This is a genomic window from Streptomyces sp. NPDC059866 (assembly GCF_042731325.1).
GTDB classification, from domain to species: Bacteria; Actinomycetota; Actinomycetes; order Streptomycetales; family Streptomycetaceae; genus Streptomyces; species Streptomyces flavusporus.
Window position 1 is genome coordinate 39,413 of record NZ_JBHWJT010000034.1, and the last position, 26,204, is coordinate 65,616.

General features: G+C 70.5%; 20 protein-coding genes and 1 tRNA gene. 10 read left to right on the top strand and 11 right to left on the bottom strand.

The annotated features are described in order from the left end of the window. Position 1: 1 nt before the first annotated feature. Positions 2-988, bottom strand: a complete 987-nt coding sequence (locus ACFV7R_RS37465; protein ID WP_385272139.1) for an aldo/keto reductase — start codon at positions 986-988, stop codon at positions 2-4. 123 nt (positions 989-1,111) lie between these two features. Continuing rightward, the gene (locus tag ACFV7R_RS37470) at positions 1,112-1,696 is read right to left on the bottom strand and encodes a helix-turn-helix domain-containing protein (RefSeq protein ID WP_385272142.1); all 585 of its coding nucleotides are present in this window, start codon (positions 1,694-1,696) and stop codon (positions 1,112-1,114) included. A 118-nt stretch (positions 1,697-1,814) separates the two neighbouring features. Between ACFV7R_RS37470 and ACFV7R_RS37475 the strand changes: the two genes are divergently transcribed. The 3 genes from ACFV7R_RS37475 (at position 1,815) to ppk2 (ending at position 4,465) form a co-directional block, all read left to right on the top strand. After that, entirely contained in the window at positions 1,815-2,651 is an 837-nt protein-coding gene (locus ACFV7R_RS37475) for an EamA family transporter (protein WP_385272145.1), read from the top strand. A 152-nt stretch (positions 2,652-2,803) separates the two neighbouring features. Further along, positions 2,804-3,511, top strand: coding sequence for a B3/4 domain-containing protein (locus tag ACFV7R_RS37480; protein WP_385272148.1), 708 nt, complete (start codon positions 2,804-2,806; stop codon positions 3,509-3,511). 150 nt (positions 3,512-3,661) lie between these two features. After that, on the top strand, positions 3,662-4,465 hold the full coding sequence (ppk2, locus tag ACFV7R_RS37485; protein ID WP_385272151.1) for a polyphosphate kinase 2: 804 nt from the start codon (positions 3,662-3,664) through the stop codon (positions 4,463-4,465). A gap of 69 nt (positions 4,466-4,534) precedes the next feature. Here the strand turns inward: ppk2 and ACFV7R_RS37490 are convergent, their stop codons facing one another. From ACFV7R_RS37490 to ACFV7R_RS37500, 3 genes are read right to left on the bottom strand one after another with little or no spacing between them, the layout of a single operon-like run. Next, on the bottom strand, positions 4,535-5,215 hold the full coding sequence (locus tag ACFV7R_RS37490; protein WP_385272155.1) for a 3-oxoacid CoA-transferase subunit B: 681 nt from the start codon (positions 5,213-5,215) through the stop codon (positions 4,535-4,537). Continuing rightward, on the bottom strand, positions 5,212-5,883 hold the full coding sequence (locus tag ACFV7R_RS37495; RefSeq protein WP_385272158.1) for a 3-oxoacid CoA-transferase subunit A: 672 nt from the start codon (positions 5,881-5,883) through the stop codon (positions 5,212-5,214). The genes ACFV7R_RS37490 and ACFV7R_RS37495 overlap by 4 nt, the downstream gene beginning before the upstream one ends. Continuing rightward, positions 5,880-7,070, bottom strand: coding sequence for a thiolase family protein (locus tag ACFV7R_RS37500; protein ID WP_385272160.1), 1,191 nt, complete (start codon positions 7,068-7,070; stop codon positions 5,880-5,882). The genes ACFV7R_RS37495 and ACFV7R_RS37500 overlap by 4 nt, the downstream gene beginning before the upstream one ends. Before the next feature lie 83 nt (positions 7,071-7,153). On the opposite strand from ACFV7R_RS37500, the gene ACFV7R_RS37505 reads away from it, so the two are divergent. After that, complete coding sequence (locus ACFV7R_RS37505) at positions 7,154-8,038, top strand: LysR family transcriptional regulator (RefSeq protein WP_385272163.1); 885 nt, start codon at positions 7,154-7,156, stop codon at positions 8,036-8,038. A 112-nt stretch (positions 8,039-8,150) separates the two neighbouring features. On the opposite strand, the gene ACFV7R_RS37510 is transcribed toward ACFV7R_RS37505, so the two are convergent. Together ACFV7R_RS37510 and ACFV7R_RS37515 are read right to left on the bottom strand one after the other, a co-directional pair. Then, positions 8,151-14,834, bottom strand: coding sequence for an SDR family NAD(P)-dependent oxidoreductase (locus ACFV7R_RS37510; protein ID WP_385272166.1), 6,684 nt, complete (start codon positions 14,832-14,834; stop codon positions 8,151-8,153). A 49-nt stretch (positions 14,835-14,883) separates the two neighbouring features. Beyond that, the gene (locus tag ACFV7R_RS37515) at positions 14,884-16,614 is read right to left on the bottom strand and encodes a fatty acyl-AMP ligase (RefSeq protein ID WP_385272169.1); all 1,731 of its coding nucleotides are present in this window, start codon (positions 16,612-16,614) and stop codon (positions 14,884-14,886) included. A 245-nt stretch (positions 16,615-16,859) separates the two neighbouring features. On the opposite strand from ACFV7R_RS37515, the gene ACFV7R_RS37520 reads away from it, so the two are divergent. Then, the gene (locus tag ACFV7R_RS37520) at positions 16,860-18,275 is read left to right on the top strand and encodes an MFS transporter (protein ID WP_385272172.1); all 1,416 of its coding nucleotides are present in this window, start codon (positions 16,860-16,862) and stop codon (positions 18,273-18,275) included. 279 nt (positions 18,276-18,554) lie between these two features. After that, complete coding sequence (locus ACFV7R_RS37525; protein WP_385272175.1) at positions 18,555-19,562, top strand: alpha/beta hydrolase; 1,008 nt, start codon at positions 18,555-18,557, stop codon at positions 19,560-19,562. Positions 19,563-19,615: 53 nt separating this feature from the next. Here the strand turns inward: ACFV7R_RS37525 and ACFV7R_RS37530 are convergent, their stop codons facing one another. Together ACFV7R_RS37530 and ACFV7R_RS37535 are read right to left on the bottom strand one after the other, a co-directional pair. Then, the gene (locus ACFV7R_RS37530; protein WP_385272178.1) at positions 19,616-20,917 is read right to left on the bottom strand and encodes a glycosyltransferase; all 1,302 of its coding nucleotides are present in this window, start codon (positions 20,915-20,917) and stop codon (positions 19,616-19,618) included. A 132-nt stretch (positions 20,918-21,049) separates the two neighbouring features. Then, positions 21,050-21,123, bottom strand: a tRNA-Pro gene (locus ACFV7R_RS37535). A gap of 99 nt (positions 21,124-21,222) precedes the next feature. Here ACFV7R_RS37535 and ACFV7R_RS37540 point away from each other — a divergent pair. The 3 genes from ACFV7R_RS37540 to ACFV7R_RS37550 all read left to right on the top strand — a co-directional run bounded on the left by ACFV7R_RS37540 (position 21,223) and on the right by ACFV7R_RS37550 (position 23,774). Further along, positions 21,223-21,741: a DUF309 domain-containing protein gene (locus ACFV7R_RS37540; protein ID WP_385272181.1), complete on the top strand. Its 519-nt coding sequence runs from the start codon at positions 21,223-21,225 to the stop codon at positions 21,739-21,741. Positions 21,742-21,790: 49 nt separating this feature from the next. After that, a complete protein-coding gene (cobF, locus tag ACFV7R_RS37545) occupies positions 21,791-22,564 on the top strand; it encodes a precorrin-6A synthase (deacetylating) (RefSeq protein WP_206307079.1) in 774 nt (257 codons plus the stop codon). Between the two features lie 199 nt (positions 22,565-22,763). After that, a complete protein-coding gene (locus tag ACFV7R_RS37550) occupies positions 22,764-23,774 on the top strand; it encodes a YbhN family protein (RefSeq protein WP_385272184.1) in 1,011 nt (336 codons plus the stop codon). Between the two features lie 7 nt (positions 23,775-23,781). Here the strand turns inward: ACFV7R_RS37550 and ACFV7R_RS37555 are convergent, their stop codons facing one another. Next, positions 23,782-24,522: a cobalt-precorrin-6A reductase gene (locus ACFV7R_RS37555; protein ID WP_385272187.1), complete on the bottom strand. Its 741-nt coding sequence runs from the start codon at positions 24,520-24,522 to the stop codon at positions 23,782-23,784. Positions 24,523-24,590: 68 nt separating this feature from the next. Between ACFV7R_RS37555 and ACFV7R_RS37560 the strand changes: the two genes are divergently transcribed. Continuing rightward, positions 24,591-25,385, top strand: a complete 795-nt coding sequence (locus ACFV7R_RS37560) for a TIGR01458 family HAD-type hydrolase (RefSeq protein ID WP_385272190.1) — start codon at positions 24,591-24,593, stop codon at positions 25,383-25,385. Here ACFV7R_RS37560 and ACFV7R_RS37565 read toward each other — a convergent pair. Further along, positions 25,374-26,150 carry a sulfite exporter TauE/SafE family protein gene (locus ACFV7R_RS37565; RefSeq protein WP_385272193.1) on the bottom strand — a complete coding sequence of 259 codons (777 nt, stop codon included), beginning with the start codon at positions 26,148-26,150 and terminating at the stop codon, positions 25,374-25,376. The genes ACFV7R_RS37560 and ACFV7R_RS37565 overlap by 12 nt on opposite strands. Positions 26,151-26,204 lie beyond the last annotated feature (54 nt).

Below are 26,204 nucleotides of genomic sequence, written 5' to 3' on the forward strand. Positions count from 1 at the left end.
GTCAGTGCGCCGCGTCGAGGCGGGCCCGTTGCTCCGCCGACAGTTCCAGGTCCACGGCGGCGAGGTTCTCCTCCAGTTGGGCCACCGACGACGCCCCCGCGAGCGGAACGACGGGCAGCTCCGCGCCCATCTGCCAGGCCAGCACCACCTGGTTGACGCTCGCCCCGGTCTCCCGCGCCACCTCACGCAGCACGGCCAGCCGGGCCGGCGTTCCGGGGTGGTCGTAGTCGGGCGGCAGCGGCTTGTCCGCCCGCCCGTACGCCCCGCCCAGCAGTGGTGAGTAGGCGACCAGCGTCAGCGCGGGCTCGGAGCGCAGATAGCCGAGAAGTTCGGCACCGGCGTGGCCGAGACTGCCGTCGGGGAAGAGGTCGCTGGGCATGTCGAAGCGGGGCCGCAGATGGCTGTGCTGGTACTGGAGCACCTCATAGCCGGGCAGGGAGGCCGCGGCAGCCAGGGCACGGGCCCGCTCCACCCGCCAGATCGCCTGGTTGCTGACGCCGAGCAGACCGACGGTGCCCTCCGCGACCAGTGCGGCGAACCCCTCGACGGTCTCCTGGAGGGGAACCCCGTGATCGTCGATGTGCGCGTACAGCAGGTCCAGTTTCTGCACGCCGAGCCGTTCCCGGCTGCGCTCGGCCGACTCGCGGATCACCTTCGCCGACAGGCCCTCCGCGTTGTCGGTGTAGCTGGTGCCGGGAGCGAGCGGGCGGGCGCCGAGCTTGGTGGCGATGACGACCTCGTCGCCGACGCCTCGGCTGCGCCGCCACCGGCCGAGCAGTTCCTCGCTGTGGCCGCCCTGGCTGCCGTCGGTCCAGAACGCGTAGTTGTCCGAGGTGTCGATGAAGTTCCCGCCGGCCTCGACATAGCGGTCGAGAACGGCGAAGGAGGTCTGCTCGTCCGTGAGCGAGCCGAACAGCATCGCGCCGAGCGCGAGCACGCTGACCTCGCGGCGGTGGCGCGGATCGGTGCCGATGGTGCGGTACTTCATGGTGGTCCCTCCCGTTCGGCCCGCTTGTGCGGGCACGAACGGGAGTCTTCAGTTTGAAGCGCGCTTCAAGTCAAGGAGGACGTACTGCATGCGATACGTCCCCCGGGCGCACGCAGGGGCGGGTCAGGTGGCGGAGGCGGGGCCGGGTGGCAGGTGGACGGTCATGATCAGATGGCAGGTTGTGGTGCCGCTGCCGCGGTAGGTGTGGGGGGCGTCGCCGTCGAAGGTGGCGGTCTGTCCGGCTTCGACCGGGTGCTCGACGCCGTCGACGATCAGCGTCATCCGTCCGGCGGTGACGCTGACGGTTTCGACGACGCCGGCCTGGTGGGGGTGGCTGGGGTACTCCTCGCCGGGCTCCAGTTTCCAGCGCCAGACCTCGGTCGGGGCCGGGCCTGAGGTCGTCAGCATGAGCCGGGCTTCGCTGCCCTGCTCTCCGGTCCACAGCGGCATCACGGTGTCGGCGGACACGACGCGGACGCGCCCTTCGGTCCGCCCCTCCATCAGGGCGGAGACCGAGATGCCGAGGGTGTCGGCCAGCCGGACCAGGGTGGCGAAGTTCGGGTTGCCCTGCGCCTTCTCCAGTGCGACCAGGGCGCCCTTGCTGACCTTGGCGCGCCGGCCGAGTTCGTCCAGGGACAGGCCGGCGCGGTTGCGGGCCGCCCTGACGTTGTGCGCGAGCGTCCGCAGGGCTGCCTCGGTCTCGGCCATCCGATCACCCTCCTCGTGAGTGGACCACTTCAATGCACCGTCCGGTCGTTTGGTTGACGACCCCCGGTCGGTCCGTTGTACGGTTTGGTCGTTCCATTGAAATAGTAAGGGATACACCGTGATCGCTCTGCTGCTGGCCCTGGGCAGTTCGCTGGCCTACGGATGCGCCGACTTCCTCGGCGGCCTCGGCGCCCGCAAGGCGCATGTGCTGCGCACCGTGATGATCGCCGCCCCGGCCTCTCTCGCGGTCGAGCTGCTGCTGTGGCCGTTCCTCGGCGCCTCGTTCAGTGCCGAGACCCTGGGGTGGGGCGCCGCGTCCGGTGTCGCGTCGGCCGCCGCGTTCGCCCTGCTCTACCGCACCCTGGCCATCGGTCCGATGAACGTGCTCTCGCCGGTGACCGCGCTGGTGTCCGCCGTGCTGCCGGTCGGCGTGGGCCTGCTGCAGGGCGAACACCTCGGCCTGACCGGGCTGGTGGGCCTGCCGCTCGCGCTGATGGCGGTGGTACTGGTCAGCGCCGGACACGGTGCCGGAAGCGCACGTCCCTCCCGTATCGCGCTGCTGCTGGCCTTCGGCGCCGGTGCCGCGATCGCCCTCCAGCTGATCTTCCTGCACCAGGCCCCGTCCGACAGCGGCGTCGGCCCGCTGATCATCGGCCGGGCAGTCTCCTCCGCCGTCACCCTGACCGCAGCCGGACTGCTGCACCGCAGGCTCGGCCCCGAGCGGCCCGCCTACGCGATGTCAGCCACCGCCGGCGTGCTGGACTCGGTGGCGAACCTGCTGTTCCTGCTCGCCGTCCGCAGCGGCGACCTCGCCGTGGTCGCCGTCATCACCGCCCTCTACCCGGCCGGCACCGTCCTGCTCGCCCGCAGCGTGCTCGCCGAACGCATCCACCGCGGCCAGCTCGTCGGCCTGGGCACCGCCGCCGTCGCCGTCAGCCTCCTCGCCCTCACCTGACGCCGGCCCGCCGCCACCCCCCGCAGCACGACCGCGCAAGGAGCAGCATGCGCCGGCAGCTTCGCGGCCTGGACCGCATCGGCCCCTGGAAGCCCTGACCCCGTCCACCGCACACGATCCATCCGCACCCACCAAGGAACGGAGCCCCGCCCATGACCGCCCTCCGGATCGCCCCCGCCGTCGCCGACGCCTTCCCCGACACCCTCATCGCCCTGATCACCGCCACCGGCCTGCGCGGCCGTGAACCCTGGCCCGAGACCACCGCCGCCCTGGAGGACCTGGAGCAGCAGCTCGCCGACGGCACCTGGCAGCCCGCCGACGAGACCGATCCCCGGATCGAGGCGTGGCACACCGCCTACCGGTCCTTCGGCACCAACCCCCGCCGTATCCGCCCCAGCGTCGACGCGCTCGGCCGGCGCTTCGCGAAGAAGGGAACGCTGCCGCGCATCAACCCGGCCGTCGACTCCTACAACGCCGTCTCCGTCCGCAACGGACTGCCCGCCGGCGCCTTCGACCTCGCTCACGTCACCGGCGACGTCGACATCCGCCATGCGGACGGCAGCGAGGAGTTCACCCCGCTCGGCGAACCCGGCACCACCGAGAACCCCAAGCCCGGCGAGATCATCTACGCGGACACCACCGGCGTCCTGACCCGCCACTGGAACCACCGCGACGCCCACCGCACCCGCGTCACCGAAGACTCCACCCACGTCGTCTTCGTCCTCGAAACCCTCCACGCCACCCGCGACGGCCACCACCTCAAGATGGCAGCAGACGAACTGCAGGGTCTGCTCGTCCCGCACGCCGAAAAGACCACCGTCCACTTCATCAGCCCCGCACACCCCCACGCCACTGTCTGACGCTTCGACCCCGCGCTCACCGGCCCAGGAGACGGAGGTGCGACACCCCGGCCCGTACGCCACAGATCGTTGCCGCACCTGTCCTCGCGGTTTGAACAACAGTGACTACGTTGAAGTCATCGACGTAGGTCATCGGGCGATGGAGGCGGCATGACCGGCAAGAAGGCGGAGAAGGTGCCGCGCAAGGCATACGAAGAGGAACTGCTGCGCCTGCAGACGGAGCTGGTGAAACTGCAGGAGTGGATACGTGCCGAGGGCGCCCGGCTGGTCGTGGTCTTCGAGGGCAGGGACGCGGCCGGCAAGGGCGGCACCATCAAGCGGGTCGCCGAACATCTCAACCCGCGTGTCGCACGCATCGCGGCGCTGCCCAAGCCGACCGAGCGCGAGCGCAGCCAGTGGTACTTCCAGCGGTACGTCGAGCATCTGCCGGCCGGCGGGGAGATCGTGCTGTTCGACCGGTCCTGGTACAACCGGGCCGGCATCGAGCACGTGATGGGCTTCTGCACGAAGGAGGAGCACCAGCTCTTCCTTCGGCAGTGCCCGATCTTCGAGCGGATGCTGGTGGAGGACGGGATCCTGCTGCGCAAGTACTGGTTCTCGGTGAGTGACACCGAGCAGCAGGAGCGCTTCCGGCGCCGGCTGGAGGATCCCCTGCGGCGCTGGAAACTGTCCGCGATGGACCTGGAGTCGATCACCCGCTGGGAGGCGTACTCCCGGGCCAAGGACGAGATGATGGTGCACACCGACATCGCCGAGGCGCCCTGGCACGTCGTCGAGAGCGACGACAAGCGGCGGGCCCGGCTGAACATGATCGCCCACCTGCTGGACTCCGTGCCGTACCACGAGGTGCCGCCGCCGGTGCTGGAGCTGCCGGAGCGGCCTGCGTCGACGGGCTACGAGCGCCCGCCGCGCGATCTGCAGACCTACGTCCCCGATCACGCGGCGAGTCTCTGACCGAGTGCTTCAGTCGCATGCCCTGGGCCATGGAACGCCGCCCATGCGCCGCAGCCGGCCGAGGGCCGGTCAGCTGCCGTCCGGCAGCGACAGGGGGACGTCGAGGCGCTGCGCGAGATTGTCGTACGTGATGCCGAAGGTCTCGAGCACGGTCACGCCCCCGGGACCGACGCGGAACGTCGCGAACTCGGTGTAGACGCGGTCGACGCACCCGAGTCCGGTGAGCGGGTAGGTGCACCGAGGCACCAGCTTCGGTGTGCCGTCCTTGGCGAAGAGCGTCATCATCACGAACACTCTCTTGGCGCCGATGGCGAGGTCCATCGCGCCTCCGACGGCCGGGATGGCGTCGGCCGCGCCGGTGTGCCAGTTGGCCAGGTCGCCGGCCGCGGACACCTGGAAGGCGCCGAGTACGCAGACGTCGAGATGTCCGCCGCGCATCATCGCGAAGGAGTCGGCGTGGTGGAAGTAGGCGGCCCCGGGGAGTTCGGTGACCGGGACCTTCCCCGCGTTGGTGAGATCGGGGTCGACCTGCCCCTCCTGGGCTGCCGGGCCCATGTTGAGCATGCCGTTCTCGGTGTGCAGCACCACGCCCGATCCCGCAGGCAGGTGGTCGGCGACCAGGGTCGGCTGGCCGATGCCCAGGTTGACGTAGGAACCGTGCGGGATGTCGCGCGCCACCCGGGCGGCCATCTCGTGCTTGGTCAGTGGCTCCCGGTCGAGGTTCTCCACGAAGGCGTTCGTCGGGTTCATGCGGCCGGCACCACCTGTACGACGCGGTCGACGTAGATGCCCGGCGTGACGACGGCCTCCGGATCGAGGTCACCGGTCTCGACGATCTCGCGCACCTGTGCCACGACCGTGGTCGCGGCGGTGGCCATGACCGGCCCGAAGTTCCGAGCGGTCTTGCGGTAGACGAGGTTGCCCATCCGGTCGGCCCGGTGGGCGCCGATCAGCGCGACGTCGCCCTTGATCGGGTGCTCCAGGAGGTAGGAACGGCCCGCTATCTCGCGGGTCTCCTTGCCTTCGGCGAGCGGCGTGCCGACGCCCGTGGGCGAGTAGAACGCGCCGATACCGGCCCCGGCCGCGCGCAGCCGCTCGGCGAGGGTGCCCTGAGGAACCACTTCCAGCTCGATCCGTCCCTCGCGGTAGAGCCGGTCGAAGACCCACGAGTCGGACTGGCGGGGGAAGGAGCACACGATCCTGCGCACCCGTCCCTTGGCCAGCAGCGCGGCCAGCCCCGTGTCGCCGTTGCCAGCGTTGTTCGACACCACGGTCAGATCGGTCGCGCCCTGCCGGATGAGCGCGTCGATCAGTTCGACCGGCATACCGGCCATACCGAACCCGCCGACCAGCACGGTCGATCCGTCCTCGATCCCGGCGACGGCGTCATCGGCATGCGCGTACAGCTCGACGCTCATGCCGCATTCTCCAGGACCACGGCCAGCGCCTGCCCGACACCGATGCAGACCGCGGCGACACCCCACCGCTCCCCCGACTCACGCAGTCGCGCGGCCAGCGTGCCGAGGATGCGGCCGCCGGAGGCGCCGAGCGGGTGGCCGATCGCGATCGCACCGCCCTTCGTGTTCACGATCGCCGGATCGATCTTCCAGGCATCCACGCAGGCCAGCGACTGTACGGCGAAGGCCTCGTTGAGTTCGACCGCCGACACGTCCGACCAGGAGATCCCCGCCCGGCTCAGTGCACGCTCGGCCGCCTCGACCGGCGCGAACCCGAACATCTGCGGCTCCAGCGCCGCCACCCCGCGGCCGGCGATCCGCGCCAGTGGCGCATGGCCGATGTGCGAGGCCGCGTCCTCGGAGCCGATCAGCACGGCGGACGCACCGTCGTTCAGCGGAGAGGCGTTCCCGGCCGTGATGACGCCGTCGGGGCGGAACGCCGGTTTGAGGCCTGCCAGCTTCTGCGGCGTGGATCCGGGCCGGATCCCCTCGTCACGAGCGAGCCGGACCTCGCCGTCCACCACGACCGGCACGACGAGCTCGTCGTAGAACCCGGAGTTCCAGGCGTCGTCCGCGAGGTTGTGCGAGCGGGCGGCGAACTCGTCCTGCCGTTCCCGGGGGATGGGGAACCTCTCGGCCAGTTGCTCGTTCGCCTCCCCCAGCGAGACCGTCCACTCCTTCGGCATGCGGTCGTTGACCAGCCGCCACCCCAGGGTGGTCGACACGGCGGTCACATGGCCGGCGGGGAAAGCGCGTGACGGCTTGGGCAGCACCCACGGGGCGCGAGTCATCGACTCCACACCACCGGTGAGGACGATGTCGGCGTCGCCGGTCTCGACGGCACGGGAGCCGATCATCGCCGCGTCGAGGGAGGAGCCGCAGAGCCGGTTGACGGTCGTGGCCGGCACCGACGTCGGCAGCCCCGCCAGGAGGACGGCCATCCGGCCGACGTTGCGGTTGTCCTCACCCGCGCCGTTGGCGTTGCCCCAGACCACGTCCGAGATCAGGGCGGGGTCGAGTGACGGAGCCTTGGCCAGGACTCCTGAGACAGCGAGGGCGGCGAGGTCATCGGGCCGGACGTCGGCGAGGGCACCACCGAACCGTCCGAAGGGCGTTCGCACTGCGTCGTAAACGAAGCTGGTAACCATGGGACTCAACGTAGGTTCAGGGACTGATCTCGTCCAATGTCCAGTTCTGCTCAATTAATCACTGATCCAGATAAGATGCGCTCATGGAGCTCCGGCATGTCCGTTACTTCCTCGCGCTCGCCGAGGAACGCCACTTCAGCCGCGCCGCCGAGCGCCTGCACGTGGTGCAGTCGGCCCTCTCCCAGCAGATCAAGCAGTTGGAGAAGGAGCTCGGGACGACGCTGTTCACGCGGTCGACCAGGCGCGTCGAACTCACCGAGGCCGGCCGGCACCTGGTCACGTACGCCCGGTCGATCCTGGTCGAGGTGGAACGAGCCCAAGATCAGATGTCCCTGCTCGCCACCGGCCAGGCCGGCCGCGTGTCCATCGGGTTCGTCGGAACCGCCACGTATGACGTCCTGCCGCGGATCGCCCGTACGGTACGGGCGCAGCTCCCGGACATCACGCTGGAACTGCACGGTGAGCTGCTGAACCCCGAACTCGTCGAAGGCCTGCTCGACGGCACCTACGACCTCGCGTTGCTGCGGACCGACGCTCCGGTGGGCGCCGACTTCGAGGTCACCGCGCTCCGGTCCGAACGACTGGTTGCCGTCCTGCCCACCGGCCATCCGCTGGCCGGCCGCCGCACGGTCCCCCTGGCGGCACTCGCCGGCGAGCCGTTCGTCGTCCACCCGTCCCGGAGCCGTTCCTCCATGCACGACCGGATTCTCGACGCGTGCGCTCGCGCCGGGTTCGAGCCCTCACCCCTGATCGAGGTCGGCGAGACCTCGACCCTGGTCGTCTTCGTCGCGGCCGGACACGGTGTCGCTCTGGTCCCGGAGTCGGTCCAGAGCCTCCGCCTCGACGGTGTCACCTACGCCCCGCTCACCGAAACCGAAACCGTCCGACTGGGACTCGCACGCCGAGCACGCCAGAACTCACCGGCCACAGAACGGGTCGCGGCAGTGGTCGAGCGGTGCATGCGATGACCTTGCCCGAACCCGGTTCACCTCATGTGCGCGGAGTGGCGGTGGACCGCGGAAGCGACGCAGGCGGGGCCGTACGGGCGCAGCCGCGGCTGCGCCGCCGACGGCATGGCGATCACGCCCCGAAGGACTGCTCGAGGTGGTGGGCGATCGTGGCGACGTGGGGCGGGTCGATGAGGGAGAGGTGGTCGCCCTCGACGGGCACCACTTCGAGGCGCGGACACAAGGACGCCCAGCCGAGGTCGGCTTCCGTCCTCAGATAGCGCGGGTCGAGCGCGCTGATGAGTCTGTGGGCCTGCCGAGCGCGGTAGAGCACCACCTGGCCGTCGTAGGGGCGCGGCCGGTAACGCTCACCGACACGGGCGTCGAGGTAGGACGTCCGCTGGTGCTCCATGATCCCCGGGCTCATGTCGAGGCCGGCGTCGGCCACCAGACCCATGACGACGTCGATCTGCTTGTCCTCGGGTGTGGCCGCCAGTTCCTCGTAGGGAAGTTGCAGGTGGTGGCCGTAGGTCTTCTCGATGTATTCGGCGAAACGGCCGAAGCGTTCGAGCAGCACCTGCGACGAGTTCAGGTCCGGTCGGGATGCGGGCAGGATGGTGTCGATGAGGCCGAGGAAGTCGACGGTCTTCCCGGCTTCCGTCAGCTGCTGCGCCGTCTCGTAGGCGAGGAAGCCGCCGAAGGACCAGCCCAGGAGCCGATAGGGTCCCTGCGGCTGGAGATCCTTCATGAGGGCGATGTAGTGGGCGGCCTTTTCCTCCATGGTGCCCAGCGCGTCCAGCCGTTCCATTCCGTACACGGCCTGGTCCGACGGCAGGAGTTGGGTCAGGGGCTGGTAGACGGACGTGGGACCGCCGCCCGGATGGAAGGTGAACAGCGGGGGCCTGGAGGAACCCGCTCGAGGCGGACGCAGGACATTCACCAGGCAGTCGCCGGAGTGGTTGACGATCGGGCGGATCAGTTCGGCGATGGCGGCGACGGTGCGTTGCTCGAGCACGGCCTGGGCGGTGAGGTCCAGCTGGGTGCAGCCCAGCCGACGGTGGATGAGGCCCACGAGGTCTTCGGCCGCGCGCTGGTCGCCACCGGCCGAGACGAAGTCGGCGCGGACGTCGGTGGGGGGCTGCCGCAGGACCTCCGCCCAGGCGCCGGCCACCACGCGCTCGGCGGCATCGCGCGGCTGGATGGTGGACGGCATTGTCACGGCGGGTGGGCCGAGGGGCGTGGTGTCGTCGGATGCGTCGAGCGGTGCGGGTGACGCGGCCGGCTCGGCTGTCTCCCGTCGGATTCCGAGTGCTCGCAGGACGGTGTCGCCGAGGTCGCGAAGGGTCGCGCCGCGCAGCATGAGGGCCGGGGGCAGGTCGACGGCGAAGTCCTGCTGGACCGCGTTCCGGATGCGCACGGCCATCAGCGAGTCCAGGCCGAGCTGCGGCAGCGGCACGGCTTCGTCAAGGCCCGATGCGCTGAAGCCCATGATGGCGCCGGCGCGTTCGGCCAGGCGCCGGCGCACCTTGTCCGCCGCGCCGTCACCGAGAGCGTCGATGCCGGCGGGACCCCTCCAGTCCTCCTCCGGGGGCAGGTCGTCGGTACGGAGGCTGTTGGCGAAGAAGGGGATGCCGGAGAAGCCGGGGAACGCCTCCAACAGGCGCGGGGGGTCCAGATGGAGGACGCCGGTGTGCGTGCGGTTGTGGACGACGAGGGTCTGCAGGGCATCCAGTCCCTCGTCCACGGTGAGGGAGTCCAGAGCCAGGACCCGATCGTCGGCGACGGCACCGGCGTCACGCCAGGGACCCCAGGCGATGGACATGGCGGGCTTGCCTTCCGCCCTGCGTAGCTGCGCCATCGCGTCCAGCCAGGCGTTGGCGACCGCGTGTGCGGCCTGTCCGGGTGACCCGAGCAGAGCCGCTGCCGAGCTGTAGAACACCCACCAGTCGATGTCGTGGTGGGCCAGGGCGGCCTCGAGGTTGAGCGCGCCGGTGACCTTGGGCCGCAGCACGGTGTCGAGGTCGGCGGTGTCGAGATCGGTGATCATACGGTCGCGCAGGACGCCCGCGCAGTGGGCGACTCCGCGCAAGGTGTGTCCCTCGCTGAGCGCGGCCTGCACCAGGCGCTCGGCCACACCGGCGTCGGCGATGTCTCCCTGCACCACGGCGATGGAGGTTCCGCTGGCGCCGAGCCGGGAGATGACCGTCTCGGCTGCAGGGGTGGGGGGCCGCCTGCCGTTGAGGACGAGGCGGCCGGCTCCCTGTTCGGCGAGGCGGCGGGCCGTTTCCAGGCCGAGACCGGTCAGGCCGCCGGTGATGACGTAGGCGCCGTCGCCGCGGACGAACGGCGCCTCGTACTGCTGTCCCGACAGGTCGGCGGAGGTCAGACGGGCGACGAGGCGGGTTCCGGCTCGCCAGACGACTTCGTCTTCGGTGCTGTCGCCGAGCAGTTCCTGCAGGAGGTTCTCGACGGCTTCGGGTTGGGTGTCGATGTCGACCAGGCAGGCCCGCAGAGCGGGCTCCTCGATGGCGAGTGTGCGTACCAGACCGCGCAGGCAGGCCAGGTCCGGCCGGCCGGGTTCGCCCGGTGCGGCGCAGCGGGACCGCTCGGTCACCAGCCACAGCCGGGGCGGCTGCACCCCGCCGGGGCGGGAGGCGAGGCGGCGCGCGGTCTGTGCGGCGGTGTACAGAGCCTGGAGGTCATGGGTCTCGGCCGGCCGGGTCAGCAGCAGCACGACAGCCCTGGGACCCTCCGGCGCGGTGTTCTGCAGCCAGTCCTCGACCAACTGCCCGGAGCGGGCTGCCTCAGCGGCCTCAGTGGTGGTGGACACGTTCCTGGCCTTCAGCGCCGCACCGAGGGCGGTGGCCAGGGTGCTGCCTGTCCCGGCTGTGGGCTCGTCGACGAGGAGCAGGGCGCTGCCGAGCCGGCCGGGCAGCGGCACGGGCGACTTCTGCCACTCGATCTCGTAGGTGAGTGCTTCCAAGGGCTTGGGCACGTCGCAACGCGAGGCCGGACCCGGCTGCACCCCTGTTGCGGTGATCCTCGACTGTGCCCCGTCGGCCACAACGGTCCAGCTCAGGCCCTGGTCATCGCTGGGGGTGGGTGCGCCGGACGCGAGTTCGTGGGCCGCGAGCGGGGTGGGAAAGGCCTGAATGGTGCACTCCGTGCCGAGTGCGGTGAGGTCCTCGAGCTGCAGGCTCTGCACGAGGGCGGGGACGACGTCGGAGGCGGCCCTGCCGGTTTCGGCGGGTGCGTGCAGCACGGCGGCGAGGAGCTCCTCGTACGAGGGCGGGCCCGACTCCTCCGGTGTGGCAGGGGCCCAGCGTGTCACGACGGCGGGCGGGGTGTCCGGGGTGTCGTCCTTGATCGGTTCGAGGTCGGTGTGCACCCGTGCCGATGCGTAGCAGTGCCATGTGCCGTCCGTGGCCCGGGCGTTGACGGCGACGGCCGCATGGGCGTCCATGGGCTCCCAGGTGATGGTGACGGGTGTGCTGCGGGACAGCGGCAGCCACCGGTGAACGGCGAGCTCCTCGATGCGCAGGCCTGCGATGCCGTCCCGCCCGTGGATCTCCTGCGCCGCCGTGATCATGAGTGTGGCGGCCGCGGGCAGGTCCAGGACGGGCCGACCGTGCAGGCGGCGTCCGGCGGCCTGCGCATCGCCCGTGCCGAGGTCCGTCTGCCACAGGACGGCGCCCGAGCGGGGATCGTCGGTACGGCGACCCAGCACGGCGTGGGACTGGCCGATGGCTCCGGTTGCCGGGCCGCGGCGGCCGAACCAGTGGCGTTCGTGGCGCCAGAGGGGGCTGGGCAGCGGGATCCGGGTGCCCCGGGGCCACAGCTGGTCCTCCGCCACCCGCACCCCGGCGAAGTGCAGCCGCGTCAGTGCCGTGCACAGGTCGACGGCTTCGTCGCCCTGCTTGCGCAGGGTGGACACGGCGATCGCCGCAGAGCCGTTTGCCGCCGTCTGCAGGGTCTCACTGACGGGCATGAGGGCAATGGGGTGGGGCGAAACCTCCAGGAAGAGATCATGGCCGTCGGCCGCCGCGGCTGCGACCGCCTGGTGCAGACGTACGGGACGGCGCAGATTGGCGCACCAGTAGGCGGCGTCGGCGGTCACGTCGGCTCGTGGGTCGTCGAGCACGGTGGTGTACCAGGGGACAGCGGGCGGACGGGGGCTCAGCGTGCCCAGGATCTGCCGCACCTCGGGCAGGAGGGGGTCGACCGCGGGGGAATGGCCGGCTGCCCCGATCTCCAGAAGCCGCGCGAGACGACCCTCGGCGGCGAGTTCGTCGACCAGCCGACGCACGGTGGGTCCGGGGCCGGTGACGGTGCATCGGCGCGGGGAGGAATCCACGGCGATCTCCACGCCGGGAAAGCGGGACAGAACCTCTGCACGGTCCTCGACGGCCACCTCCACCGCGGCCATCGCACCGGCGCCCTCGGTGTCGAGGGTGGCCAGTCGCGCCGACCGGCTGAGGACGACGTGCAGGCCGTCGGCCAGGTCGAGGCCTCCGGCGATGACCGCGGCGCCGGCTTCTCCCACCGAGTGGCCGATGACAGCAGCAGGGTGCACTCCGTAGGACTGCAGGGTCCGGGCCAGGGCGATCTGCATCCCGAACAGCGCAGGCTGGAGGTGCTCGAAGCCGCTGCCGGGGGCCGGCCGGGTGAGCATCTGCCGTAGCGTCACGCCCGCCTGCTCCTGGTAGACGGGGTCCAGTCCGTCCACGGCGGCGGCGAAGAAGGGGTTCTCTTCGAGGAGGCGCACACCCATGCCCGGCCACTGCGAGCCGTGGCCGGAGAAGACGAACACGGGGCGGCGGGTGCCGGACGAGCGGGCAGCGGGGTTGTCGGTGCAGGGTGCGACGATGCCGGGGCCTTCCTGGTCGCTTGCCAGCGCGGCGAGCCGGTCGGCCGCCTCCTGGCGGGTGCGTGCGACGACGGCGGCACAAACCGGGCCCCTTCGGTGACCGGCCAGGGTGTGCGCGAGATCTTTCAGCGTCGGCGCGTCGTCGGCCACCGTCTGCCGGGCCAGACCGGCCGCGACGTCGCCGATGCGATGCCGGGAGCGCGCTGAGACGACCAGCGCATGCGGGCGTACTGCCTGGCCGTCGCCGCTGTGGGGCACGCTGTCGCCGGGCGGGCTCGCGGGCGCTTGTTCGAGGACGGCATGTGCGTTCGTGCCGCCGAAGCCGAAGGCGGACACCCCGGCCCGGGGCGGGTGGCCCCGCTCGGGCCAGGCGGTGGGCGCGGTCACGACCCGCAGGCGCAGCGCTTCGAAGTCGATGTGCGGGTTGGGCGTGTGGAAATGAAGGCTGTGCGGGAGGTGCCGATGATGCAGTGCCAGGACTGTTTTGATCAGGCCGACGATGCCCGCGGCGCCTTCCAGATGGCCCAGATTGCTCTTCACGGAGCCGATGAGCAGTGGCTGGTCGGCCGGCCTGCCACGGCCGACGACGGCCCCCAGGGAAGATGCCTCCATGGGGTCTCCCAGCAGTGTCCCGGTTCCGTGTGTCTCGACGTAGTCGATGTCGGCGGCGTCGACCTGCGCGTTGCTGAGCGCGCTGCGCAGCAGGCTCTCCTGAGCAGCGGGGTTGGGGGCCATCAAGCCCGCCGAGCGGCCGTCGGAGTTGACGGCTGTGCCCTTGATGACGGCCAGGATCCGGTCGCCGTCGCGCTGGGCCTCGACCAGTCGTTTCAGTACGACGACACCGCAGCCCTCACCGCGGGCGATGCCGTTCGCGGACGCGTCGAACGGCTTGCAGCGTCCGTCCGCGGCGAGCGCCCCCAGCTGCCCCATCGACGCCATGACCACGGGTGAGAGCAGGGCGTTGACGCCCGCAGCCAGCGCGGTGTCGCACTCGCCACTGCCCAGGCTCCGGCACGCCTGGTGCACCGCCACCAAGGACGAGGAGCAGGCCGTGTCGATGGTCAGACTCGGACCGTGCAGGTCGAACACGTACGACAGCCGGTTGGCGGCGATGCTGCCGGCGGCCCCGGTACTGGTCCACGGGGTCAGACGCGCGGGGTCTGCGGTGGTCAGCTGTCCGTACTCAAGCGCGCTGATGCCGACGAACACTCCGGTATTGCTGCCTTCGAGGCTGTAAGCGGGGCGTCCGGCATGGTCCAGCGCTTCGCAGGCGACTTCCAGCAGCAGGCGCTGCTGGGGGTCCATGACGTCGGCTTCGCGCGGCGTGATGCCGAAGTGGCCCGCGTCGAAGGCCTCGACGTCGTCGAGGAAGGCCCCCTGGCGGGTGGTCCGCTCCAGGAGCGCACCGGCGCCGGGGCCGGTGGCGAAGTCCCGCCACCGTCTGGCGGGGACGTGACCGACGAGGTCGCTGCCCGCCAGGAGACGTCTGAAGAACTCCTCGGGTCCGTGGATGCCACCGGGCAGGCGGCAGCCGATGCCGATCACGGCGACGGGGCACACCACCGGGGCGGGTTTCCGGCAGTCGCCGCCGGTGGCGGAAGCCGCAGTACTGCGGGAGTCGCAGTGCGCGGCATGCTCCTGGTTCTCCCGCCTGTCCTCCGGCGCGGGCTGCTGGGGGGTACTCAGGAGCTGTACGAGTTGTTCGACCGTCGGATGCTCCCACAGCAGCGTGGCCGGCAGCGGCCGGCCCAGTGCACGTTCCAGACGTCCGGTCAGGCCGACGGCGGCACGCGAGCTGAGACCGTGGTCGACCAGGGGACGGGTGTCGTCGAGTTCTTCCTCGGGGATACCGCAGGTCTCGGTGACGAGTGTGCGCAGGGTTGCCCGTAGCTCGGCGGCGCCGGCCGGCGTCTGCCCGGATGCTGCGGCCGATTCCCTGTCTGGTTCCATCTGGCTCTCTCCCTGCCCGCCCCTTGCGATGGTGCCGACTCCCGGCGTTTCAGGTTCTGGCGGCCGTGTTCCAGGCGCCCGCCAGGTACTGCTCCCGGCATGCGCTGCGGGCGACCTTGCCGCTGGTGGTGTGCGGCACGCTGCCGGGCGGCACCAGCACGAAGTCGTGGACGGCGACTCCGTGCCTGCCGGCGACCGCGGACCGCACCGCGCTCGTCACTTCCTGTACGGCGACGTCGTTGGGGCTCGTATCGCGGCGGTGCTCGGCCACGACGACGAGGCGCTCGCCGTCGCCGGTGGCCACGGCGAAGGCGGCGATGTGGTGAGGCCGGATGGCCGGATGGGCGTCCTGGACCGACTCTTCGATGTCATGCGGATAGTGATTGGTGCCGTCGATGATCACCAGATCCTTCAACCGGCCGGTCACGTACAGCTGCTTGTCGTGCCACACGCCCAGATCTCCGGTGCGTAGCCAGGGCCCGCCGTGCTCCTCGCCGTGGAGGACCGCGCGGAAGGTGGCCTCGCTCTGCTCCGGGCGGCCCCGGTAACCGCGTCCGATGTTGGGGCCGCGCACCCAGATCTCGCCGATATGACCGTCTTCCCTGCGCTGACATGTCGCCGGATCGACGATCGCGATCTCCTGACCGGTCGGCCGGCCGCATGACACCAGTTCGACCGCCGCTGCCTGGTCGGTCATCTCCAGGGGGCGGGCCATGCCTTGGCCGAGCGCCTCCCGGTCGACGGCGATGACGGTCGGTTCCTCGCCCGCGGGAGAGGCGGACACGAACACGGTCGCCTCGGCCAGCCCGTAGGACGGTCTCATGATCGTGCGCAGCATGCCGGCCGGGGCGAAGGCCGCCTGGAAGCGTTCGAGGGTGTCCGGTGTGATGGGTTCGCTGCCGTCGACCATGGCGGCAACCGCCCCCAGCGACAGCCCGGCACGCTCATCGGCGTCCACCTGTCGGACGCAGTAGTCGTAGGCGAAGTTGGGAGCGGCGGTCAGGGCCCCGGGGTGCCGGCTCAGCAGGCGCAGCCAGCGCCCCGGTTGCTGGAGGAAGGCCAGGGGATCCATGAGGACCGAGGGGATGTGTCCGATGACCGGCAGTGCGATCGCCAGCACGAGGCCCATGTCGTGGTAGAGCGGCAGCCACCCCACGGTGCAGTTGCGGCCTCGCCGCAGGTCGTAGGCCTCAAGCGCCTGGCGCGCGTTGGCGCACACATTGGCATGCGTGATCTCCACCCCGGTCGGAACACGGGTGGAGCCCGAGGTGTACTGCAGGTACGCCACGTCGTCGGGCCGCAGCCGGACGATCCCGGCTTGAGAGTGTGCCGCCTGCTCGCGCAAGTCCCGCTCGGTGACGATGCGGCTGTCGGAGGCCAGACCGTGCCTCGCGCAGAAGTCCGCGAGGAGCCGGCCTTGGGATTCGACGGTCAGCAGCACCGTGGGGGCGGCATCCTTGACGACCGCCGCCAGCTTCTCCTCGTGACCCGGCAGCGACGGGGAGAACACAGGGACCGCGATCGTTCCGGCACAGGCGGCGCCGAGGAAGCCCACGACATAGTCGAGACTCTGCGGCGCGACGATGGCGACTCTTTCACCCTGCGCTGCCAGCTGGCGCAGTCCGTTGGCAGCGGCACGAACCCTGTCCTCCAGCTGCCGCCAGCTCAGTGAGGAGACCGCTCCCTCGACATGAGCGCTGTAGTCGACGAACGTGAAGGCGGTTTCGTCCGGTGCAAGAGCAGTGATGTGAGCGAGATGGTGGCTGAGTGTATCTGTCACCGATGATGGCACTGACTCACCGAACCTTCTTTGCAGCGTGCAGAAGCGGGCCCGTCGGAAATTGCTTGGTGTGAAGAACCGCCGCGACGGCCATACGGGCTGTACGCGCCGCGGCTCGACGCGGTCCCGGGAAACAGGCGGCAGGAAGCAGCAAAACACGGAGCAGTCGTCCTCTTATGTCGACACGCCGATGCCGGAGCCCGTGGCTCACCTCCTGAATGTGGAAAGGCGTAGGTTTCACAGTCATGCGTCGGCTGCGTCTGTGGAGCGTCATTACGGCCGTCATGTGCTGCACTTTCCTGACGGCTTTGGACAACACCGCGGTCAATGTCGCCCTGCCTCAGATCCGCGCCCAACTGAGCCTGACGGAGACCGACTTCAAATGGGTGGGGACCGCATACCCGCTGGCACTGGCCGGATCTCTCCTTGGAGCCGGTCAGTTGACGGACAGCAAAGGACGGCGCTGGGCCCTGCTCACCGGAGTGGCCGTGTTCACCGTGTCGTCGGCGTGCTGCGTGCTGTCGACCACCGGGGTGATGTTGGTCGTTTTCCGGGGTCTGCAGGGCATCGGCGCGGCATTCATCCTGCCGGCGTCCCTGGCGTTGATTGCGCACGACCTGCCCCCCAGGATCCGCACGGCCTCATTCAGTGCGACAACTGCCGCTCTGGGCTGTGCGCTGGCTTTCGGGCCGGTGCTCTCCGGTGTGGTGACGCAGCACCTGGGATGGGAATGGATTTTCCTCATGAACATCCCCTTGGGGGTCTCCGCTTTCGTTGTCGGCGCCATGGCCGTTCCCGGTCCCTCCGGCCGTCCGAACCGCCAGGTTTTGCGCACCGCGGCTCCCGTGCCGAACCGCCAGATCATCTTGGCCTGCATTTTTCTGGCTTCCCTTGTCTATTGCCTGATCCAGGGGCCCGCGCACGGATTCACCAGGCCACCCGTCGTCCTTTGCGGGGTGGCGGCCACGGCGAGCGTGGTCGGATTGTGCCGGGGCAGACCCGGTCGTCATCCGGCCCTGGGACAGCTGCTGAGGGAGCGCGCCTACAGCGGCGGGCTCGTCACCCAGCTCCTGTGGGGCCTGGGAGTGAGCGGCGTGTATTTCTACACCTGTCAGTTTCTGCAGAGCGGTTTACGGCTCAGCCCCACACAGGCAGGTCTGGCATTCACTCCTGTCTTCTCGGCACTGTTCCTCACAGCCCCGTTCGTCACCGCCGTGGCCAGGCGGTGGGGCGAGGCGCGCACCTCCGCAACGGGTCTGCTCCTGATCGCCCTGGGGCTGCTGCTGGTCGCGCTGGGCAGTGCGCACGGCGGGCCGGCCGACCTGATTCCCGGCCTGGCGGCCGTCGGCGTGGGGTCTTCGCTCGCCATCCCCCTGACCACGCGGGCGCTGGCGTCCTCCCCCCGCCATCTGTCCGGCTTCGCGGCCGGCCTCTTCGCTGCCACACGCGAACTGTCCGGAGTGTTCGGCATCGTGCTCGTAGGCGCTGTGGTGACGTTCGTGCGGCACCTGTGCCTGGCCCAGCAGGTCTCGCGCGCCGAAGCCTCGCTGGCCGGGTATCAAGCCGGGCTGTGCATCGCGGCGACGCTCGTCGGCGTGGGAGCTCCCGTAGCCCTCTGGGCGCTGCGCCACCCTCACGAAGAAGGGGGAAGCGCCCGCTGAGGGGCGGGTCGTCGCAGGACTCAACCGGCGCTGCACAATCGCCGACGCGTCCTGGCCCTGCCGCCTCGCAGCCGCCCGTGCCATCCTCCGCGACGGCGACAGGAACTGCCGCCGAACGAGTCAATTTTACGATGATCGACAGAATTCGACAGAAATTTTCCGCCATGCCGTGCAACGATGCGCTCCGAGGCCTCCGCGACAAAGAGAAACCCGGCCCGGGCGACCGCGCAATGGGGGCTCTCGTTTCGTCGGTCACTTTCCAAGGCGGTCCTCCAGCCCATGCCATATAACGTCAAGAAGAGCGTCGGCCGTGCAAAGCCGATCAGCTGCTCCATCCTTGAATTGCTGATCCTTGTCACGTTGCCGTTCGTTGCCGGGCCCACCGCATCCGCCTCCGTTCGCACGACCCCGGCGGACGCCGACGCCCGGATCACGGGCGTCAAGAGAATCGATGCCCGGACTCTGGATCTGACGGTGCGGTCACCGGCCATGGGCCGCAGGGTGCCTGTCCGTGTCATCCTTCCCGCGAGCTGGCGTACCGAGCCGACGCGCACCTACCCCACGCTCTACATGCTCCACGGCGGGGAGGACGACTACACCTCCTGGACCCGCGAGACGGACGTCGAGGATCTGGCGAAGGATTCCGAAGTGCTGATCGTGATGCCGGACGGCGGCCGCAACGGTCAGTATTCCGACTGGCAATTCGGCCGGCCCCGTTGGGAGACATTTCACACCCGCGAGCTGCCACGTCTCATGGAGCGGAAGCTCCGAGCGAATTCCGCCCGAGCAGTCATCGGCCTTTCAATGGGAGGGCTCGGCGCACTGAACTACGCGGGCCGAAACCCCGGCATGTTTCGCTACGCGGCCAGTTTCAGCGCAATCGTCGACCTCGATGACCCGGTGATTCGCGCCTTCCTCTGGCTCTACAACGCCTCCCATGACAACGAGCTGATCAAGGCCTGGGGTGACCCGGAAGAGCATGCGGACATCTGGAACTCGCACAACCCGTCCGCCATGGTGACCGCCTACCGCGGCATGAGAATCCACCTGTCCGCCGGGACCGGCGACATGGGTCCGCTGGACGAGGGCCGGGACGCCGCCTCGGTACTCCCGTCGATGTCGGAAGGAATTCTCGCACCCAGCCAGAATCGGTTCGCCCAGGCACTGCGCGCGGCAGGTGTGGACGTCACGACGCACATCTACAAGCCCGGGACGCACTCCTGGCCCTACTGGAAACGCGAACTGCATCTCATCTGGCCCACGGTGATGGACGAACTCCCGGGCTAGACGGGCCGTTGGAACGGCCCCGCTGATGGTTCTGGTCGTCCGGACGCCGACCGTCACCTGGCAAGCCGCTCAAGAGCTCGGCAGGCATGTGCCACGCCGTCCTCGGCGTTCAGTGCCCGGCCCAGCCGCCGGGCAGTCTCGGTGTACCCGTTGTTCCCGGCGACGGCGCGCAGCCGTTCGGTCAGGAGCGGGACCGACAAGTGCCGGGCCGGCAGCGGCTTCGGGCCCGCGCCCAGACGGTGCACACGCTCGGCCCAGTAAGGCTGGTCTCCGAAGAAGGGGCAGACCAAGGAGGCCACTCCCGCCCGCAGCGCCGCGGCAGTGGTGCCCGCCCCTCCGTGATGAACCACCGCCGCCATGCGCGGGAACAGCCAGCCGTGGGGGACGTCCCCGACCACCAGGACATCGTCCTCGCTCGTCGCAGGCTCTCCCGTGAGCACGCCGCGCAGACCGGCACGCCTGAGTGCCGCGCGCACGATGCGGCCGGTGGCCTCGCAGTCACCGGTGCCCATGCTGCCGAAACCCACGTAGACAGGCGGCGGCCCACTGTCCAGGAAGTCGAGGAGGTCCGGCGACGGGGTCCAGGACGGCTCTTCGTGGAACCAGTAGCCGCTCAGATGGACGTTCGCTCCCCAGTCGTTCGGCCGGGGTACGACAACGGGGCTGAACGCACACAGCACGGGGGCGCTACGGGTGTGCCGAAAAGGGCCGAGGGGGGACATGGGGGGAAGACCGAGCTTCTCGCGCCGCCAGGTGTTGACGGCCCCGCGGCATGCCAGCCAGGAGACCAGATCGACCGCGTGGAAGCTCAGACGATTGCCAAAGGCGCCCAGGAGGCGCGCAGCGGGAAGGAGGGGATGCGGGAATTCCCCGGAGGGGTGGCTCGGCTGGAAGTGGATGAAGGCGCACGGGGCCTCCAGGTACTGACTCAGATGGAGGCCCAGTAAACCCAGACTGGGAGTCAGGATGAGGTCGGCTCCCTCGACGCCTGTCTCGAGCTCTGCGAGCATGCGCGCCATCAGCGGCTGGAGAATCCGGTGGATACCGCGGATGAACCTTCCCGCGCTGCGTCCACCGGCCAGTAGTTCCTGGCCCTCGGGCGATGCGATGATCTCTGCGGGATCCAGTGAGAGCGAGTGGAATTCCAGTCCCGCCTGCGTGATCAGGCCGTGATACCGACGGCTGGCGATGACCCGCACGACATCGCCCTGCCGGTTCAGTCCTCGACCCAGCGCCACACACGGTTGGACGTCCCCGCGGGACCCCAGGGCAAGGATCACTACGGTCCGTCCCATATCCACCTCGTCATGTGATGGGCAAAGCGCTACAGGATTACACCGCACGAGTGCCGCCATACCTGCAACCGCCGGACTGCGTGTCGCGGCCACATCGGGATGCTGCTGAGCGCATGCTCAAGCTCGAAGATCGGAACCGGCCATAGGGAAAGGGCCCTCACAGGCTCTCGCCTGCGAAGACCCTTCGCACCGTCGGGACGACAGGATTTGAACCTGCGACCCCTTGACCCCCAGTCAAGTGCGCTACCAAGCTGCGCCACGTCCCGATGCGCTCCGTCGCGGTGAACCGCGTGATCGCGCGGGCAGTACTTTACCGCACGTACCCGGGCGCGCCGAAGGGGCACCGGAGGCAGGACAATCGTCGTATGGGCAGCACATCGGAAGGCAGCCGGCCGGTCGCGGCACGGGACCGGGACAGCGAGGGCCGGGCGCGCAACGCGCGGCCGCGGGACGGGCTCGGACGCCCGTTGCCGTACGGCGCCGACGGCGTGGCACGGCAGCCCGAGGGGATCGCACGGACGCCGGAGGAGACCGTCGCCGAGGCGCAGGCGCTGCTGGACGAGGGGAAGCCGTTCCACGCGCACGAGGTGTTCGAGGACGCCTGGAAGTCGGGGCCCGAGCAGGAACGCACACTGTGGCGCGGGCTCGCCCAGCTCGCCGTGGGGCTCACCCACTCGGCCCGGGGCAACGCGACGGGCGGTGCACGGCTGCTGCGGCGCGGGGCGGGCGCGGTCGAGGAGTGGGCGGGGCGGGCCGGGCGGCAGCGGCCGTACGGCATGGATCTGGCGGGGCTGGCCGGCTGGGCGCGGGAGCTGGCCGGGGCTGTCGAGGGCGGTGCCGCGGTGGATGCCGGGGAGCGGGCGCCGCGCCTGCGGGGCTCGTGATCGTCCGGGCGGTGCACCCACTGTCAGTGGTGTGCGGCAGACTCTGGGTGTGCGAAAGATTCATGTCATCGGTATCGGCGCGGGCGACCCCGACCAGCTGACCCTGCAGGCGGTCCGGGCGTTGCGGAGCACGGACGTGTTCTTCCTCCTCGACAAGGGCGAGGTGAAGTCGGACCTCACGCAACTGCGCCGGGACCTGCTCGACACGCACATACCGGAGGGGACGTACCGCCTGGTGGAGGCGCGCGACCCGGAGCGGGACCGCAGCGCGGGCGGCGCGGCGTACTCACCGGCCGTCGACGACTGGCGCAGTGCCCGCGCCGACATCTACGAGCGGCTCATCGTCGAGGAGCTGGGCGAGGAGGAGAGCGGCGCGTTCCTGGTGTGGGGCGATCCCGCGCTGTACGACAGCACGCTGGGCATCCTGGAGGAGGTCCTCCTGCGCGGCACGGTGGCCTTCGAGTACGACGTCGTGCCGGGCATCAGCAGTGTCTCGGCCCTGGTCGCCCGTCATCGCACGGGCCTGAACCGGGTCGCCCGGCCGGTGCAGATCACCACGGGCCGGCGGCTCGCCGAGGGCTTCCCTCAGGGCGTGGACGACGTGGTGGTCATGCTGGACGCCCGGCAGACCTTCCGGCAGTACGCCGACCAGGACATCGACATCTACTGGGGCGCGTACCTCGGCACTCCGGACGAGATCCTCGCCTCCGGCCCGATCGCCGAGGCGGCACCACGCATCGAGCGGTTGCGGGCCGAGGCACGGGAGCGCAAGGGCTGGATCATGGACACGTACCTGTTGCGGCGCAATCCGAAGGACCGCTAGGGCCTGCGGTCTGCACCTCGGCGGACCGTGCCCGCCGGCGTCGCGGCGTCTTTCTTGCGCTGCCCGCTGGCGTCGCGTCGGCTGCCGGACACCGGAGCGTCATACCGGGCGGGCACGTTTCAGCCGTCCCCACCTGCCTCGCCCTGCATCCGTCCGCCCCGCACCCCACGGGCGGCGATGCGAAAGGACGACGTACGCCGTGTCCCTGCTCCGGCCCGCGGCCGCGCTCCCCACGCCGCTCCCCGCCGCCCCCGTCCGCTCACCCGCCGCCGAACGCCTCTCACGCCTCGCCCGCCATGCGCTCGCCCTGCTCCCGCTTCTGCTGATCGGCGCGTGGGCGGTGCTGGACTGGCGCACCGTACGCGACGGCGCCGCCCGCCTGGCTTCCGCCGACCCCGGCTGGCTGCTCGCCGCCCTGTTCTTCACCTGTATGGGCTGGGTGGCCGCCGCGCTGGTCCGGCAGGGAGCCATCCCCGAACGCCTCCCGCCGGGGCTGCTGCTGGCCTCCCAGTTCGCTGCCGGCGCCGCCAACCATGTCCTCCCCGCCAGCATCGGCGCCCACGCCGTCACCCTGCGCTTCCTGCAGAGCCAGGGGATATCCCTCGCCCGGGGCACCGCGTCGCTCGCCCTGTACTCGCTGGTCAAACCGGTCGCGAAGACGGTGGTGCTGCTCGTCTTCCTGGTGGCCTTCCCGGACATGCTGCAGCTCGGCGCACTCGTCCCGGACGACCGCACGCTGCTCCTGGTCGCCCTGGGCGTGGCGGTCGTGCTCGCCGTGGCCGCCACGCTGCTGGCGGCCGTACGCGTGCTGCGCACACCTGCCCTCGGCTTCCTGCGCACCGCCCTGACCGACGCACGGATCCTGCACACCCGGCCCAGCCGCGTCCTCGCCCTCTGGGGCGGGGCGGCCGCCACGCCGCTGCTGCAGGGGAGCGTGATCGCCACGGTGGGGTTCTCGCTCGGGCTGCCGTTGTCCTGGGCGCAGGTGGTCTTCGCGCTGCTCATCGCGAGTACCGCGGTCGGGGCCGTACCCGCGCCCGGCGGGATCGGCCCCGTGGACGCGGCGCTGGTGTTCACCATGGCCGCGTTCGGCGCGCCCGTGGGCCTGGCCACGGCGACGATCATCGGCTACCGCGTGGTGACGGTGTGGGTGCCGCTGCTGCCGGGGGCGCTGGTGCTGTCCGCCCTGGTCCACCGCAAGGTGCTGTGACCCGCCGTCAGTCGAGGCCGAGCAGCGCGATGGCCCCGGGGCTGTCGGGTACGACGGTCACGCCGTCCGGCAGTGGGGGGCGTTGTACGACCACGACGGGCAGGCCGAGTTCACGGGCCGCCGTGAGTTTGGCCGCCGTGGCCGCTCCCCCGCTGTCCTTCGTGACCAGCACGTCGATCCGGTGCTCACGCAGCAGCGCCGACTCGTCGGCCGGCGTGAACGGGCCGCGGGCCAGCACCAGTTCCGCGTCCAGCGGCATCGGCGGCTCGGGCGGTTCCACGGTCCGTACGACGAAGTGCAGTTCCGTCAGGTGAGCGAAGGCGGCGAGCCCCAGACGTCCGGTGGTGAGGAAGACCCGGTGGCCGAGCCGTGGCAGCAGGTCGGCGGCGTCGCGCAGTGCGGCGGCCGGATGCCAGTCGTCGCCCGGCCCGGGCCGCCAGCCCGGTCGGCGCAGCACCACGGCGGGCACTCCGGTCAGGGCCGCGGCCCGCGCCGTGTTCGCCGTGATCGCCTCGGCGAAGGGGTGGGTGGCGTCGACGACGGCGGCCACGTCATGAGCACGCAGCCAGTCGGCCAGCCCCTGCGCCCCGCCGAATCCCCCGACCCGGACCTCGCCCGCGACCGCGCCCGGCCGGGTCACCCGCCCCGCGAGTGACGTCGTGACCCGCACGCCCGGGCGTGCCGCCAGCTCGGCGGCCAGTTCGCGGGCCTCGGTGGTGCCGCCGAGGACCAGGACGTGACGGGACATGCGTCGAGCGTACGGGGAGGTCGCCGCTCGCCACGCGCCGGGCCTTCCCGAGTGGCTATCGTCCGGACATGGACTCAGTGCGTGCCGTCCTCATCGACATCGACGGCGTTCTCACCGTCTCCTGGCAGCCGCTGCCGGGTGCGGTCGAGGCGCTCCGGGAGATCCGGGACGCCGGGCTCGCCGTCGCCCTGGTGACCAACACGACGTCCCGTACCCGCGCCTCGATCGCCGGGACAATGGCGGACGCGGGGTTCCCGGTGGCCGCCGAGGACATCCTCACCGCCCCTGCCGTGACCGCCGCGCACCTCGCCGAACGCCTGCCCGGCGCCCGCTGCGCGCTGCTGAATCACGGTGACATCGAGGAAGACCTCACCGGGGTGACCGTCGTCGACTTCGCCGACCCCGGCACCGTCCCGGACGTCGTCATCGTCGGCGGCGCGGGGCCCGAGTTCGGGTACGAGGCACTGAACCGGGCCTTCGGGCATCTGCAGCGCGGGGCACGGCTGGTGGCCATGCACCGCAACCTGTACTGGCGTACGAACGAAGGGCTCCAACTGGATTCCGGGGCGTTTCTCACGGGGCTGGAGGCGGCGGCCCGTACCGAGGCCGAGGTGACCGGCAAACCGTCGCGCGCGTTCTTCGAGGCGGCCCTGGCGCACCTCGGGGCCGGGGCGGACGAGGCGGTGATGGTGGGGGACGACATCGAGTCCGACGTCCTCGCGGCCCAGCGGGCCGGGATCACCGGGGTGCTGGTGCGGACGGGCAAGTACCTGCCGGAGACCCATGAGGCCGCCAGCGGCAGGCCCGACCATGTGCTCGACTCCTTCGCGGATCTGCCCGCGCTGCTGGGTCTAACGCAGTAGCAACTGCAGGCCACCGACCACCGTTGCCGCGATCACCAGCTGCTCGAACAGCCGCTGGTTGATGCGGTTCACCGCCCATCTGCCGATGAACGCCCCGGGCACGACGAACACCACGAGCGCGGCGTCCAGCAGCAGCGAGCGGCCGTCGATCAGGCCGAGGCCCGCACTGAAGGGCACCTTGGACACGTTGACGATCAGGAAGAAGAACGCCGACGTCCCCAGGAAGCCCAGCTTCCGGAAGCCCGCCGACAGCAGGTACATCGACATCACCGGGCCGCCCGCGTTGGCGACCATGGTGGTGAAGCCGCCGAGGACCCCGTACGAACGGGCCTTGATCCGGCCCGCCCGGCTGGTCACCGACCCCGGTTCCTCCTCCGCCGCCCGGGCCGTACGCCGGCGCCACACCGTCACGCCCGCCATCATCAGCAGGATCGCACCGATCGAGGTCCGTACGATCTCGTCGTCGGCCCAGACCAGGAACAGCGTGCCGACGACCACGCCGGCCGCGACCGCCGGGAACAGCCGCCACAGCGTGGGCCAGTGGGCGTGCCGCCGGTAGGTGAGCACCGCGAGGACGTCCCCGGCGATGAGGACCGGCAGGAGTACTCCGGTGGAGGCGCGGGCGGGCAGGACCGCCGCGAAGACGGCGAGGCTGACCGTGTTGGCCCCGCTCACGGCGGTCTTGGAGAAGCCGACGAGGAGCGCCGCGAAGGCGAGCGCGGCGAATTCCCAGCCGGTGATGTGCCACAACGTCATCGTGTTCATGCGAACACCGATGCTATGTGCAACTAACCGGTACTCGTAAGGAGCGTCTCGCTT